The organism is Spirillospora sp. CA-294931 (assembly GCF_050946795.1).
In the GTDB taxonomy this organism is placed as follows: domain Bacteria; phylum Actinomycetota; class Actinomycetes; order Streptosporangiales; family Streptosporangiaceae; genus Spirillospora.
In genome coordinates this window covers 5522510-5537023 of the sequence record NZ_CP192006.1, presented here as the reverse complement: position 1 = coordinate 5537023, position 14514 = coordinate 5522510, and the positions used below count along the sequence as shown (strand labels likewise).

The 14514-nt window shown below is 73.5% G+C and carries 13 protein-coding genes; 5 read left to right on the top strand and 8 right to left on the bottom strand.

Annotation, left to right across the window (positions count from 1 at the left end; genetic code table 11):
- Positions 1-11: 11 nt before the first annotated feature.
- Positions 12-2300 carry an ATP-binding cassette domain-containing protein gene (locus tag ACQPY4_RS25040; protein ID WP_433324615.1) on the bottom strand — a complete coding sequence of 763 codons (2289 nt, stop codon included), beginning with the start codon at positions 2298-2300 and terminating at the stop codon, positions 12-14.
- 109 nt (positions 2301-2409) lie between these two features.
- Here ACQPY4_RS25040 and ACQPY4_RS25035 point away from each other — a divergent pair, with 109 nt between their 5' ends.
- From ACQPY4_RS25035 to ACQPY4_RS25015, 5 genes are all read left to right on the top strand, one after another.
- Positions 2410-3129: a MerR family transcriptional regulator gene (locus ACQPY4_RS25035; RefSeq protein ID WP_433324613.1), complete on the top strand. Its 720-nt coding sequence runs from the start codon at positions 2410-2412 to the stop codon at positions 3127-3129.
- A gap of 112 nt (positions 3130-3241) precedes the next feature.
- Positions 3242-3841 (top strand): TetR/AcrR family transcriptional regulator, encoded by a 600-nt coding sequence (locus tag ACQPY4_RS25030; protein ID WP_433324611.1) that lies wholly within the window; start codon positions 3242-3244, stop codon positions 3839-3841.
- A 58-nt stretch (positions 3842-3899) separates the two neighbouring features.
- Positions 3900-5423 (top strand): MFS transporter, encoded by a 1524-nt coding sequence (locus ACQPY4_RS25025; protein ID WP_433324609.1) that lies wholly within the window; start codon positions 3900-3902, stop codon positions 5421-5423.
- Positions 5424-5472: 49 nt separating this feature from the next.
- Positions 5473-6477: a crotonase/enoyl-CoA hydratase family protein gene (locus tag ACQPY4_RS25020; protein ID WP_433324607.1), complete on the top strand. Its 1005-nt coding sequence runs from the start codon at positions 5473-5475 to the stop codon at positions 6475-6477.
- Positions 6467-7246, top strand: a complete 780-nt coding sequence (locus tag ACQPY4_RS25015) for a crotonase/enoyl-CoA hydratase family protein (RefSeq protein WP_433324605.1) — start codon at positions 6467-6469, stop codon at positions 7244-7246. Before ACQPY4_RS25020 ends, ACQPY4_RS25015 begins: the two co-directional genes overlap by 11 nt.
- A gap of 8 nt (positions 7247-7254) precedes the next feature.
- On the opposite strand, the gene ACQPY4_RS25010 is transcribed toward ACQPY4_RS25015, so the two are convergent.
- The 7 genes from ACQPY4_RS25010 to ACQPY4_RS24980 are packed head-to-tail and all read right to left on the bottom strand — an operon-like array spanning position 7255 to position 14513.
- A complete protein-coding gene (locus ACQPY4_RS25010) occupies positions 7255-7668 on the bottom strand; it encodes a DUF1761 domain-containing protein (RefSeq protein ID WP_433324603.1) in 414 nt (137 codons plus the stop codon).
- Positions 7665-8306 carry a TcmI family type II polyketide cyclase gene (locus ACQPY4_RS25005; RefSeq protein ID WP_433324601.1) on the bottom strand — a complete coding sequence of 214 codons (642 nt, stop codon included), beginning with the start codon at positions 8304-8306 and terminating at the stop codon, positions 7665-7667. The genes ACQPY4_RS25010 and ACQPY4_RS25005 overlap by 4 nt, the downstream gene beginning before the upstream one ends.
- A gap of 26 nt (positions 8307-8332) precedes the next feature.
- Complete coding sequence (locus ACQPY4_RS25000) at positions 8333-9526, bottom strand: cytochrome P450 (protein WP_433324599.1); 1194 nt, start codon at positions 9524-9526, stop codon at positions 8333-8335.
- Positions 9523-10881 (bottom strand): acetyl-CoA carboxylase biotin carboxylase subunit, encoded by a 1359-nt coding sequence (locus ACQPY4_RS24995; RefSeq protein WP_433324597.1) that lies wholly within the window; start codon positions 10879-10881, stop codon positions 9523-9525. Before ACQPY4_RS24995 ends, ACQPY4_RS25000 begins: the two co-directional genes overlap by 4 nt.
- Positions 10882-10894: 13 nt before the next feature.
- Positions 10895-11386, bottom strand: a complete 492-nt coding sequence (locus ACQPY4_RS24990) for an acetyl-CoA carboxylase biotin carboxyl carrier protein (protein ID WP_433324595.1) — start codon at positions 11384-11386, stop codon at positions 10895-10897.
- Complete coding sequence (locus ACQPY4_RS24985) at positions 11377-13026, bottom strand: carboxyl transferase domain-containing protein (protein ID WP_433324593.1); 1650 nt, start codon at positions 13024-13026, stop codon at positions 11377-11379. The genes ACQPY4_RS24990 and ACQPY4_RS24985 overlap by 10 nt, the downstream gene beginning before the upstream one ends.
- Positions 13023-14513, bottom strand: a complete 1491-nt coding sequence (locus tag ACQPY4_RS24980) for a methyltransferase (protein ID WP_433324591.1) — start codon at positions 14511-14513, stop codon at positions 13023-13025. Before ACQPY4_RS24980 ends, ACQPY4_RS24985 begins: the two co-directional genes overlap by 4 nt.
- Position 14514 lies beyond the last annotated feature (1 nt).

Here is a 14514-nt window from a genome sequence, read left to right as displayed (position 1 = left end):
GGACGCCTCGCCTAGGCGATGTACTCGCGCAGGTGCCGGGCCGTCAGCGTGGTGCCGTCGGCGACCAGCTCGGCCGGGGTGCCCTCGAAGACGATCTGCCCGCCGTCGTGCCCGGCGCCCGGCCCGAGGTCGATGATCCAGTCGGCATGGGCCATCACGGCCTGGTGGTGCTCGATCACGATGACCGTGTTGCCGTCGTCGACCAGCCGGTCCAGCAGCCCGAGCAGCTGGTCGACGTCGGCCAGGTGCAGGCCGGTGGTCGGCTCGTCCAGGACGTAGGTCGTGCCGTTCCTGGCCATGTGGATCGCCAGCTTCAGCCGCTGCCGCTCACCGCCCGACAGCGTTGTGAGCGGCTGGCCGAGGCCGAGGTAGCCGAGCCCGACGGCGACCAGCCGCTCCAGGATCGTGCGGGCCTGGCCCGAGGTGAAGAACGCCCCGGCCTCGGCCACCGACATCTCCAGGACCTCGCCGATGTTCTTGCCGCGCAGCCGGTAGGCCAGCACCTCGGGCTTGAACCTGCGGCCCTCGCACGCCTCGCAGACCGAGGCGACCTCGGCCATCATCGCCAGGTCGGTGTAGATCAGCCCGATCCCCTTGCAGGCCGGGCAGGCGCCCTCGGAGTTGGCGCTGAACAATCCCGGCTTGACCCCGTTGGCCTTGGCGAACGCCGTCCTGACCGGGTCGAGCAGCCCGGTGTAGGTCGCCGGGTTGCTGCGGCGCGAGCCGCGGATCGCCGACTGGTCGGCCACGATCACGCCGTCCCGTCCCGGCAGCGAGCCGTGGATCAGCGAGCTCTTGCCCGACCCCGCCACCCCGGTCACGACCGTGAGGACGCCGAGCGGGATGTCGACGTTCACGTCCCGCAGGTTGTGCCGCGAGGCGTCCTTGATGGGCAGGACGCCCGTCGGCCGCCTGACCTTCTCGCGCAGCGTCACCCGGTGGTCGAGGTAGCGGCCGGTCAGGGTCCCCGACGAGCGCAGCCCCGCCAGGTCGCCCGCATAGCACAGCCGCCCGCCCTCGGCGCCCGCGCCGGGCCCGAGGTCGACCACGTGGTCGGCGATCGCGATCGTCTCGGGCTTGTGCTCGACGACCAGCACCGTGTTGCCCTTGTCGCACAGCTGGACCAGCAGCCCGTTCATCCGCTCGATGTCGTGCGGGTGCAGGCCCACCGTGGGCTCGTCGAAGACGTAGGTCACGTCGGTCAGGCTCGACCCCAGATGCCGGACCATCCGGACGCGCTGCGACTCGCCGCCCGACAGCGTGCCCGACTCGCGGTCGAGGCTGAGATAGCCCAGGCCGATCTCGACCAGCGAGTCGAGCGTCCCGCCGAGCGTCTCCAGGACGGGCCCGACGCCGTCGGCGTCGATGCCGCGGACGAACCCGGCCAGCTCGTCGATCTGCATGGACGCGCACTCGGCGATCGTCCGGCCGTTGATCTTCGCCGACCGCGCGGCCTCGTTCAGCCGGGTACCGCCGCAGGCGGGGCATCCGGCCATCACCACGGCCCGGTCGGCGAACTCGCGCGCCGAGCGCTGCATCGACTCGCGGTCCTTGGCCAGGTAGAGCCGTCGGACCTTGGTGACCAGGCCCTCCACGGTCAGGTTGTTCGAGCCGACCTTGGCCTTGGTGGCCGGCATGTGGAGGAAGTCGTGCCAGACGTCCGCCGGGAAGTCCGCCAGCCGCAGGTCGGGGTCGAACAGCCCCGAGCGGGCCATCAGCTGCCAGTACCAGGTGTCCACGCCGAAGCCCGGCACCGTGATCGCGCCCTCGTTGAGAGTCAGCTCGCGGTCGACGAGCTGATCGACGTCGATCTGGGAGACCCGGCCGAGCCCCTCGCACTCGGGGCACATGCCCTCGGCGTTGTTGAAGCCGAACGCGAAAGGCGGCCCCACGAACGGCTCCCCGATCCGGCTGAACAGGATGCGCAGCAGCGTGTGCGCGTCGGTGGCCGTGCCCACGGTCGAGCGGGCGTTGGCGCCCATCCGCTCCTGGTCGACGATGATGGCCGCGCTCAGGTTGCGCAGCCCGTCGACGTCCGGCCGCGCCTGGCTCGGCATGAAACCCTGGACGAACGCCGTGTAGGTCTCGTTGATCAGCCGCCGCGACTCGGCGGCGATGGTGTCGAAGACCAGCGACGACTTGCCGGAGCCCGAGACCCCCGTGAAGACCGTCAGCCTCCGCTTGGGGATGTCGAGCGAGATCCCCGTCAGATTGTTCTCCCGAGCGCCCCGGACCTGGATGAGGTCGTGACCGTCCGCGGCGCGCGCGCCGTTCCCCTGATTTCCCTCGTTCACACCCATGGGTTCAAGTTTGTCATTGAACTGCCTACTTGATACTTTTCCGCGATTTCCCCAGTAAATTGAGTGCCGAAGGGCTTCCAACCCTCAACTCACCACGTAAGGGGGTGCGATGCGCGGGGAGGACGAGCGGTTGCGTCCGGTCGATCTGGCCCGGCTGGCGGGCGCCTCGACCCAGCAGATCCGCAACTACGTCGATCTCGGCGTCCTGCCCCCGGCCGAGCGGACGTCCTCGGGCTACCGCGTGCTCCACGGCGGGCATCGCCGCGCGCTGACGACCTACCTCGCGCTCGTCGAGGGGTTCGGGACGCAGACCGCGCGCTCGATCCTGATGGCCGTCCACGCCGGTGACGTCACCCGGGCGCTGGCCATCGTGGACGAGTCCCACGCCGAACTCCACGAGCGCCGCCTGTCCCTCCAGGCGGCGGGCGAGGCGCTGGAGGCGGTCGCCGCGCAGGACGTCCCGTCGCCGTCCCGTTCCCCGCTGCGCATCGGCGAGGTGGCCGCCCACCTGGGCGTCCGCACCTCCGCCCTGCGCGTCTGGGAGGCCGAGGGCCTCCTGAAACCCAAGCGCGAGCGCGTCACGGGCTACCGCGCCTTCGGGCCGTCCGACGTCCGCGACGCCCGCATGATCAACATGCTCCGCCAGGGCCGCTACCCCCTGGCCCAGATCCGCCCCCTCATCGACGGCCTCCGCGAGACCGGCGGCAGCGCCGCCCTCCGCACCGCCGTCGCCGACCGCCGCGCGGCCCTCACCGGCCAAGCCCGCGCCATGCTCAAGGGCGCCGCCCACCTCCACACCTACCTCTCCGAAGACATCGACGGCTCCTAGGTCCTCGCCTTCGGCACGCACGCGGGGGCATCGCCCAACCGGTGAAGCGAGCCGAAGGCGAGCTTCACCGGTGATACTGGGACGCGTGACGACGCGGGGGCGAAAGCAGTTCTTGACGCGCCAGACGGTGGTGGCGGCGGCGCGGCGCGTGGCCGAGGCCGAGGGCATCGACGGGCTGACGATCCGGCGGGTGGCCACCGAGCTGGGGTCGACGCCGATGGCGCTGTACCGGCACGTCAAGGACAAGCGCGAGCTGGTGCTGGCGTTGCTGGACGACGTCGCCGAGGGGCTGCCCGCACCGCCGGAGGACGGCGAGCCCGCGGAGCGGATCGTGGCCATGTTCGCCTCGGTCGACGCCTACCTCGCCGACCACCTGTGGGTCGTGGACATCCTGCGGCAGGGCGAGTACTTCGCGCCGAGGGCGGGGGCGCTGTTCGTCTGGGCCCTGGACCGGTTCGCCGAGCTGGGGCTCGACGACGCGGCGGGCGCCGAGGCCTACCGGAGCATGTGGTGGTTCGTGCTCGGGCACCTGTCCTACCTTCCGTCGCTGGAGCCCGAGCGGCGCGCGAGCCAGGCGGACCTGATGGTGATCACCGCCGAGCGGACGGGCACCGACCCGGCCCGCCTGCTGCGGCTGATGCACGGCTTCGACCATCGGCGGGCCTTCGAGGCCGGGCTGCGCGCGCTGGTGGACGCGCTCACCGCGCGCTGATCCCACTTTCGACGATCAATGTCTTTAGGTTTGCCTAACTTCTGTGTACTTTGTACACATGCTCGCCTCCTCCGTCCGGGCGCCCGCCTCCTCCGCCGGGCACACCCTCCTGACCGTCAGCCTCGCCGCCGTCCTGCTCACGCTGGACATGACGATCGTCAACGTGGCGCTCCCCGAGATCGCCGGGGAGTTCTCCGCCCGGCTCGACGGGCTGCAATGGGTTGTCAACGGCTATCCGCTGGCCTTCGCCGCGCTCCTGCTCACCGCCGGATCGATCTCCGACCGGATCGGGCGGCGCACCATCTTCGCCGTGGGCACGGTCGTGTTCACCCTCGCCTCGGCGGCCTGCGGTCTGGCCTGGAACCCGGCCTCGCTGACGGTGTTCAGGCTCGTCCAAGGGGCCGGGGGAGCGCTGATCATGGCCACCGCGCTGGCGCTCATCGCGGGCGCCTACCCGGCCGGCGCGGCGCGGCAGAAGGCCATCGGGATCTTCTCCGCGCTGGGCGGCGCCGCCGCCGGACTGGGCCCGCTGGTCGGCGGGGCCGCCGTCGACCTGCTGGGCTGGCGCTGGATCTTCTGGATCAACCTGCCCGTCGGCGCGCTGGTGCTCGCCGGGGCGCTGCGGCTGCGCGAGCCCGAGGGCCGCGAGCGGCTCGGCGGCGGCCTCGACCTCGCGGGCGTCGCGCTCGCCGTGGCGATGCTGTTCAGCCTCAACTACGGCCTGCTGACCGGCCCGGCGGACGGCTGGACGTCACCGCTCGTCGTGACCACGCTGGTCGCGGGCGTGGTGCTGCTCGGGGCGTTCCTGTGGGTGGAGCACGGCCGCCGCGACGCCATGCTCGACCTCGCCCTGTTCCGCGTCCGGACGTTCAGCGGCGCGATCCTGCTGACCTTCGCCGCCCGCGTCACCAGCTTCGGGTTCCTGCCGTTCCTGATCCTCTGGCTCCAGGGCATGCTCGGGTTCTCGGCGTGGGAGACCGGCGTGCGGCTGCTGGCGATGACGCTGCCGATCCTGGTGGTCGCGCCGCTGACCGCGCCGCTCCAGCGCCGGTTCCCCGTCTCGGGGATCATGGCGTCGGGCTTCGCGCTCATCGCGGTGGCGTTCCTGCTGATGGCGCGGGTCGGGCCCGGCAGTTCGTGGACGGTCGCCCTGCCCGGCCTGCTGCTGCTGGGCATCGGCGGCGCGCTGTGCTTCCCGCCGCTGATGGGCCTGGCGGTGGGCGTGGTCCCGCCCGAGCGCGCGGGCATGGCCTCGGGGCTGAGCAACACCTTCTTCCCGCTCGGCACGGCCGCCGGGGTGGCGGGCTTCGGGGCCCTGTTCAGCGGCCGGATCGGCGCCGAGCTCTCCGACGCGCGGCTGGCCGCGCACGGGCTGGACGCCGCGGCGGCCGACCGGGCGCGCACCGCCGTGACGGCCGGGCGGTTCGACGCGCTGCCGTCCGATCCGGTCCGCGACCTGGCCAGGACGGCCTTCACCGAGACGCTCGCCCAGACGTGCCTGGTGGCGGCCGTCGCGGCGCTCGCCGCCGTCCTGGCCGCCCTGTTCCTGATCCGCGCCCGCGACCTGCACAAGGACGCCTGAGCCGGGGCGCGCGCTTGACGGAAGAAGAGAATCGGGATTCACTTCTTCAATGACGGAACACCCCGGAACGCGTCCCGCCGCCTGGCGGGACGACCTGGCCGACGGCCCCCTGTTCGCGGGGCGTCCCCGGCCCGCCGACCAGGCCGCCTACCCGACGCTGACCTACGAGGTCACCGGGCGGATCGCGCGCATCACCTTCGACCGCCCCGAACGCGGGAACGCCATCACCGCCGACACCCCGCTCGACCTGGCGCACGCGGTCGAGCGGGCCGACCTCGACCCGCGCGTGCACGTGATCGTGGTCGCGGGACGGGGCAAGGGCTTCTGTGGCGGCTACGACCTGTCGATCTTCGCCGAGAGCGGTACCGCCGACGGCCCGGACGGTGCCGAGGGCACCGTGCTCGACCCGGTCGCGCAGGCCCGCAACCACGACCCGTCCGGCCAGTGGGACCCGATGGTCGACTACGCGATGATGAGCCGCTTCAACCGGGGGTTCTCCAGCCTCCTGCACGCGAACAAGCCGACGGTGGCCAAGCTGCACGGGTTCGCGGTCGCGGGCGGCTCGGACATCGCGCTGTTCGCCGACCAGATAATCTGCGCCGACGACACCAAGATCGGCTACCCGCCCACCCGGGTCTGGGGCGTCCCGGCCGCCGGGATGTGGGCGCACCGGCTCGGCGACCAGCGGGCCAAGCGGCTGCTGTTCACCGGCGACTGCCTGACCGGAGCCCAGGCCGCCGAATGGGGCCTGGCGGTGGAGGCCCCGCCGCCCGACCGGCTCGACGAGCGCACCGAGGACCTGCTGGAACGCATCGCCCGCGTCCCGATCAACCAGCTCGTCATGACCAAGCTCGCGCTCAACAGCGCGCTGCTCGCCCAGGGCGTGGCCAACTCCGGCATGATCGGCACTGTGTTCGACGGCGTCTCGCGCCACACCCGCGAGGGCTACGCGTTCCAGAGCCGCGCGGCCGAGGCCGGTTTCCGCGAGGCCGTCCGCGAGCGCGACGAGCCCTTCGGCGACCACAAGAGGAAGGGAGGCGGCGTTGCCCGCTGACACCGTCCGGGTCACCAGACAGGGCCCGGTCACGACCATCTCGCTGAACCGCCCCGAGGTCCGCAACGCGGTGGACGGGGCCACCGCCGAGCGCCTCGCGGACGCCTTCCGCGCGTTCGACGCCGACCCCGAAGCCTCGGTCGCCGTCCTGCACGGCGAGGGCGGGACGTTCTGCGCGGGCGCCGACCTCAAGGCCATCGCCACGGGCGGCGCGAACCGGGTGGCCATCGACGGCGACGGCCCGATGGGCCCCACCCGCATGCGGCTCGGCAAGCCCGTCATCGCCGCCATCAGCGGGCACGCCGTCGCGGGCGGCCTCGAACTCGCGCTCTGGGCCGACCTGCGCGTGGCCGAGGACGACGCCGTCCTCGGCGTCTTCTGCCGCCGCTGGGGCGTCCCGCTGATCGACGGGGGCACCGTCCGGCTGCCGCGCCTGATCGGCACGAGCGCCGCGATGGACCTGATCCTCACCGGACGCCCCGTCGGGGCCGAGGAGGCCCTGCGTATCGGCCTGGTCAACCGCAGGGTCCCCACGGGGACCGCCCTGGAGCACGCGCGGGCGCTGGCCCTGGAGATCGCCGGCTTCCCGCAGGAGTGCCTGCGCCGCGACCGCCTCTCGGTCCTGGACCAGGAGGGCCTCACCGAGGACCAGGCCATGCTGAACGAGCTGCGCCACGGCGCCCGCTCCCTGGCCGCCGACACCCTCGCCGGCGCCCGCAGGTTCGCCGCGGGCGCCGGACGGCACGGCTCCTTCACCGACCCCGAGTAGACGGAGGGTCACCAGGCGCCGAGGATGGCCCCGGCGATCGTGAACACCACCGTGTGGAACGCGGTGTCGATGGCGATCAGCCGGGGCGGGCGTCCCTCGAAGGCCATCGAGCTGAGCAGCGCCCCGCCCGCCACCGCCAGCCCGGCCAGCATCCCGGCCAGGGCCCCGGTGGCCAGCCCGGCGTCCCGCCCGAGCAGCAGCGCCAGCACGAAGGCGCCCGCCAGCGAGGTCGCGAAGGCCAGGACGAACAGGGCGGGCAGCGGACGGCGCCGCATCTGCTCGGCGGTGAGGCCGACGTCCTTCGACCACGGCTTGCCGAACGCGATCGGCGAGTGCCAGAACCCGGCCAGGGGCAGGCGGACGACGGCCGCGGCGCCCACGGCCAGGTAGTTGACGTCGCCCAGGCTGGTCAGAGCGCTCATGGGGTGTGCTCCTTGCGGACGTGCATGCCGGTCATGCGGACGGTGGTGCCGAGGGGCCGGAGCCGGTCGGCCAGCTCCTTGTGCGGGGCGGAGTCGGCGAAGCGGGTGAAGGACTCCTCGGCGTCCCAGTCGCTCACGATGTGGTAGGTGTCCGGCTTGGCGGCGTCGCGGCACAGCGACTGGGCGAGGTTGGCCGGGTCCTCGGCCGCCGCGCCGGCCATCGCCTCCCAGACCCGCTCGAACTCCTCCGCGCGGCCCTCGTGCACGTCGATCTCCAGCAGCACGCGGTAGGCCGCGGACGGTGCCGGGTCCGACCAGGAGTAGAACTCCTCGGCCTGGGCCTCGCGCATGCTGGGACGCTCGGCGTCGAACGGCGTGAGCAGCTTGGCCAGCTTCTGGTCGATCTCGCGGAAGAGGGGGTCTTCGCGCGCGGCGTAGAGGTTGTCCTGGAAGTAGCGGTTGCCCTCGACGAGGTGGAAGTAGAGGCCGTTGTAGTGCAGCAGCGAGCGGCGGCCGACGCCGAGGCGTCCGGGCAGGGGGGTGCGGTCGTGTTCGCGGAAGATCCGGGCGACCGCGGCGCGGTCGGCCGCGTCGATGCGGCGGACCATGAGCGCCCGGTGCGTGAGTCGTGCGGACATGGGGTCTCTCCTTGGGGAAGTCGGTGTCACCAGGTGATCGGGAGCGAGCGCAGTCCCTTGCCGAGGGATTCCTGCTCCCATTCCAGCTCCGGCGCCGGGCGCGCCAGCCGCATGCCGGGCACCGCCTCGAGCAGCGCCGTGATCGCGATCGCCAGCTCGGCCCTGGCCAGCTGCGCGCCCAGGCAGCGGTGGGTTCCGTGCCCGAAGGCCAGATGGCCGCGCGGCCGCCGGTCGATGTCGAGGGTGTCGGGGTCGGCGAACACCGAAGCGTCGCGGTTGGCCGAGTCGATCGCCGCGATCACGGTGTCACCGGCCTCGATGAGGACGTCGCCGATCTTGACGTCCTCCAGCGCCACGCGCGGGAAGCCGCCCACCGCGATCAGCGAGGTGTAGCGCAGGAACTCCTCCACCGTCTCGGGGATCATCGCGGGCTCGGCGCGCAGCCGCTCGATGATCTCGGGGTGGGTCAGCAGCAGGTAGGCGGTGGCCGCCAGCTGGTTGGCCATCGAGTCGTGCCCGGCGACCAGGACCGCCATCACCAGCAGGATCGCCTGGTGCGGCGCCGCCGCCTCGGCGTCCACGGCCTCGATGAGGGCCGAGACCAGGTCGTCGGCGGGGTCCTGGCGGCGGGTCTCGATGAACCGGGCCACGTACCCGGCCAGCCGCCCGCGGATCTCGCCGACCTCCCGGCCTTCGCCCGCCGTCGACAGCAGCGCGTGCGACCACGCGATGAACTGGCCGGTGTCGGCCTCGGGGACGCCCAGCAGCCGGCACAGCACGGTCATCGACAGGGGCTGCGCGAAGCCCGTCACCAGGTCGGCGGGCGAGCCCCGCTCGACCAGATCGGCGAGCAGGCCCCGGGCGACCGCGTCGATCTCCGGCTTGAGGTTCTCCACGCGCCGCGCCGTGAACGCCTTGTTCACCAGCGCGCGCACCTGGGTGTGCTCGGGCGGGTCAAGCGCGAACAGGGAACCCGCGGGCGGGTTGATGCCCGCGAAGTCGCCGCCGGGGTCGTCGATGGACGCGGCCCGGCTGAGCCGCTGGTCGGTGAACACCCGGCGGGCGTCCTCGTGCCGGGTGACCAGCCAGGCCTGGTGGCCGCTCGGCAGCCGGACCCGGGTGATCGGGCGTTCCTCGCGCAGCTCGGCGTACTCGGGCGCCGGGTCCACACCGTCGCGCTTCCCGAACGGGAACACGGGGCAACGGTCGATCTCGGTCATGGTCGTCCTCCGGGGATGAGCTCGGACAGCAGGGCCGTGTCGTGGGTGGCCGCCACGAAACGGGGGTGGCGGAGCAGGTCGCGCAGGAACGCCAGGTTGGTGCGCACGCCCGGTCCCTCGATCCGGCACTCGGCCAGCGCCCGCTCCATGCGGGCGATGGCGCCGGGCCGGTCGGGCGCCCAGACCACGACCTTGGCCAGCAGCGGGTCGTACTCGGCCGGGACGACCGAGCCCGGGGCGATGTGGCCGTCGACGCGGACGAACGGCCCCGACGGCAGCACGACCTCCGTCAGCCGTCCGGGCGACGGACGGAAGTCCCGGTCGGGGTCCTCGGCGTTGATCCGGCACTCGATCGAGCAGCCGCGGGTGGACGGATCCGAGGGGACGGGCCCCACGGGAAGGCCGGAGGCCACCCGAAGCTGCTCCTGGACGAGGTCGACCCCGGTGACCATCTCGGTGACGGGATGCTCGACCTGGATGCGGCAGTTGGCCTCGATGAACCAGTAGCGGCCGTCGGGCTCGACCAGGAACTCGAACGTCCCGGCGCCGTGGTAGCCCAGGCGCCGCGCGCACCGCACCGCGTCCTCGGCCATGCGGTCGAGCAGATCGCCGGGCAGGCCCGGCGCGGGGGCCTCCTCGACGATCTTCTGGTTGCGGCGCTGGAGCGAGCAGTCGCGGCTGCCCAGATGGACGACGGTCCCGTGCAGGTCGCCCATGATCTGGATCTCGACATGCCGCGCCCCGCCGATGAACCGCTCGACGAACACGCGCTCGTCGTTGAACAGCGCCGCGGCGGCCGCGCGCACCCGGGTGAAGACCTCCTCCAGATCGTCGGGGGAGCGGACGACCTCCATGCCGCGTCCGCCGCCTCCGGCCGCCGCCTTGAGGATCAGCGGGTAGCCGATGAGGCCGGCCTGCGCGCGGGCGTCCTCGGCCGAGGACACCGGCTCCTCCGACCCCGGCGCCACCGGGAGCCCGGCCGAGGCGGCGAACCGCCGGGCGCTGATCTTGTCGCCCAGCAGCCGTAGGGCCTCGGTGTCGGGGCCCACGAACGTCAGGCCCTCGGCGCGGCACGCCTCGGCGAAGTCCGCGTCCTCCGACAGCAGGCCGTAGCCGGGGTGCACCGTGTCCGCGCCGGTGATCCGCGCGGCCTCCAGCACCGCCGGGACGCTGAGGTAGCTCAGCGCGGCGGGGGCGGGCCCGATCCGCACCGCCGCGTCGGCGGCGGCCACGTGCGGCGAGCCGTCGTCGGCGGAGGAGTGGACCGCCACCGGCGACAGGCCCAGCTCCCGGCACGCGCGGATGACCCGCAGCGCGATCTCGCCTCGGTTGGCGACCAGCACCCGGGTCACCATGCGATCGCCGCCCTCATGCGGAGTCCTCGGTCCGGATCGCCAGCAGCGGCTGGTCGAACTCCACGCCAGCGCCGTCGTCGAGGTGGATCGCCGTGACGGTCCCGGCGACCGGGGCCTCGACCGGGATCATCAGCTTCATCGCCTCGACGATCGCCACCTGCTGTCCGGCCTCGACCCGGTCGCCGACCTCCACGAACGGAGGGGCGGACGGGTCCGGGCGCCGGTAGAAGGTGCCCACGGTCGCGGCGCGGACCTGGTGGCCCTCGTCCCGCGCCACGGGCTCGGCCGGTTCCGGTTCGGGGACGGTCGCGGCGGGAGCCGCCGCGACCGGGGACTCGGGCCATTCGACCTCCAGCCGCACCCCGCCCGCCTCGAGCGCGACTCGTTTGGGCACGGGCCCCGGCGCCGTCGCGAGCAGGTCGAGCAGGGCCGTCCGGACGCTCTCCAGGGCGCCGTCCAGCGGCACCGCGGGAGCCTCGGGGCGCCCGTTGGCGGTCACCGGCATGCCAGGACCCCCTTCTCGTCGAGCAGCGCCGACTGCCGGGCGGCGACCAGCTCGTCCACCGGGAGGCCGTCGAGACCGGCCAGCTCGGCGGCGATGGCGTCGCCCACCGCCCGGGCCGTGGCCGCGCGGTCGTCCGATTCGGGGATCACGCCGTGGACGACCCCGGCGCGCAGCAGCGAGGCCGCGTCCATCCGCAGCGCCGCGGCGGCGGTCGGCGCGGCCGACTCGCTCCGCCACAGGATCGCGGCGCAGCCCTCGCGGCTGATCACCGAGTACACGGCGTTCTCCAGCATCAGCAGCCGGTCGGAGACCGTCAGCGCCAGCGCGCCGCCGCTGCCGCCCTCGCCGGTGATGACCGAGACGATCGGCGCGGGCAGCCGGGCCATCAGCCGCAGGTTGTCGGCGATCGCCCCGGACTGCCCGCCGTTCTCGGCCTCGGCGCCGGGGTCGGCGCCGGGCGTGTCGACCAGGGTGATCACCGGGCAGCGCAGCTTGGCGGCGAGCCGGGCCAGCCGGGCGGCCTTGCGGTAGCCCGACGGCGAGGCCATCCCGAAGTTGCGCTGGGACAGCTCGCGCGCCGTCCGGCCCTTCTGGTGGCCCATGACCACCACGCGGCGGCCCCGGAAACGGGCCAGGCCCCCGACCAGCGCGGGGCAGTCGGACCCGGTCCGGTCGCCGCGCAGCTCCTGGAAGTCGGAGAACAGCAGCGCGATGTGGTCGAGCGTGGTGGTGCGGCCGAGCTCGCGGGCGCGCCGCACCCGGTCCCACGCGTCGGCCTGGCCGAGCGCGTCCGGGTCGCGCACCACCGGGTCGTCCGGGACGGGCCCGCCGCCGCCCTCGGCGTGCGCGGACCGCAGCAGCGCCGCCAGCGTCGGGCGCAGCGACCCGCGCGGGACGACACGGTCGATCAGACCGCGCTCGGCCAGCCACTCGGCCGACTGGAATCCCTCGGGCAGCGGCGCCCGCGTCGTCTGCCGGACGACCCTCGGCCCGGCGAACCCCATCCGCGCCCGGGGCTCGGCCACGATGACGTCGGCCAGCGTCGCCACCGAGGCCGCGACCCCGCCGTAGGTCGGGTCGGTCACCAGCGTCACGGTGAGCAGTCCGGCGTCGTCGAGCCGGGCGAACGCCGCCGAGACCCGCGCCATCTGCCGCAGCGAGAAGATGCCCTCCTGCATCCGGGCGCCGCCGGACGCGGTCACGGTCAGCAGCGGCACCCGCCGCTCCAGCGCCTCGCGCGCGGCGTCGCACAGCCGCTGCCCGGCGGCCATGCCCATGCTGCCGCCGAGGAACGCGAAGTCCATGACGGCCACGACCAGGGGCAGCCCGGCGATCTCGCCCGCCGCGCAGACGACCGCCTCGTCCAGCCCGCTGGAGGCGCGCGCCCGGCGCAGCCGCTCGGGGTAGGGGAGGGTGTCGGTGAACTCCAGCGGGTCGTCCAGCGCGTCCGGGACCCCGGGCAGGCCGACGACGCTGCCCGGGTCCAGGAGCTGCCGCAGCCGCTCCTCGGCGCCGACCCGCAGATGGGCCGAGCAGCCGGGGCAGACCGCCAGCTCGCGCGCCAGCCTGCGCCCGTACTGCGGCCGGGCGCAGGACGGGCACAGCACCCACTCGGGCGCCGCCACGGCCTGGGCGGTCACAGCGAGCCCTCCGCCGGACGGCACTCCAGCACCGTCCAGTGGCCCTCGCCCGGCCGGTTGACCAGCTCGAACCCGCAGGAGGCGAACAGCTCGCGCCACTCGCCGAGCCGCCGCTCGCGGCCGCCGAACAGCACCAGCATGTCCAGGTCGAGGAACTTGGCGTGGTCCCAGGCGTTGCCGCCCGCGACGACCTGTTCGACCACGAACAGGCGGGCCTGCGGACGGTCCCCGATGGCCTTGCGGACGGCGGTCAGGAGCTGCTCGCAGGCGGCGTCCGGCCAGTTGTGCAGGACGGCCTTGAGGATGTAGGCGTCGCAGCCCTCGGGCAGCGGGTCGGACAGGAAGTCACCGCCGATCGGCGTGACCCGCTCGGCGACGCCGTGCTCACCGAACACCACGGCCGCGCCGGACAGGGCGTCGGGCCGCTCGAACAGGACGCCGGTGGCCTCCGGCGCGCGCTTGAGCGCCTCGGCCAGGAAGTGCCCCTGCCCGCCGCCGATGTCGGCGATGCTGCCGAAGCGCTCGGGCCTGACGACCTCCAGATGGCGTTCGGTCTCCCAGCGGCCCAGGCCGGTCATGGTGGCGTCGAAGAAGGCGCCGTCCTCGGGGACCTCCTCGAAGTACCGCCACAGGTCCGAGCCGAGCGTGGGCGTGGTCGCGGGCTCCCCGGTGCGGACGCTGTGGGTCAGCGCGCCGTAGGGACGGGTGACGAACGTCTGCGCGCTGTAGCGCACCAGCGGGAGCAGGCTGTAGGGCCGGTCGGCCCGCATGCCGTCGGCCAGCGGGGTGCTCTCGAACCGCCCGTCGGGCAGCTCGGTCAGGATGCCGACCGACGCCGCGCAGCGCAGCAGCCGGTAGAGCGCGTCCGCGTTCGCCCCGGCCTCCTCGGCCAGGCCGGCGACCTCGCGCGGCCCCTCGGCCACCAGGTCGACGATGCCCAGCTCGGCCAGCGTCGTGACGACGGCCGCCAGGCGCGGCCCGCAGGTCAGGTAGAGCAGCCGCTGGGCGTGCAGGTCGCCGGGCCCGTAGTCGGCACCGCCCCGGGCGCGGCTCTCCAGGACCTTCTTGATGTGGGCCATCTGCTCGGCCGTCGTCCGGTTGAGCCGGTCGACCATGGCCCGCTCGTCGATCCCGGACTCGGGCTTCATCGCGAAGTCCTGGATCCAGCGCATCACCACGCCGGAGGCCTCCTGGTGGTACTCCCAGCGGATGTTCATGTACGCGAACGGGCCGGTCTCGACCCGCTGCGCCGCGACTGTGCGGGTCTCGGGGTCGGGCGTGCGCCGCGACACCCACGACCAGACCTTGCCGTCCTCGTCGGGGTGCGTGGTCAGCCGGAAGGTGACCGAGGACTCGTCCCGCTCCAGGATCTCTGCGGCGGCGTACTCGCTGAACAGCTCGGGCCAGCCCGCCACGTCGTTGGTGTGCTCCCACACCAGCGACATCGGCGCGTTGACGAGGATCTTGTTGTCGGTGTGCCCGGTCATG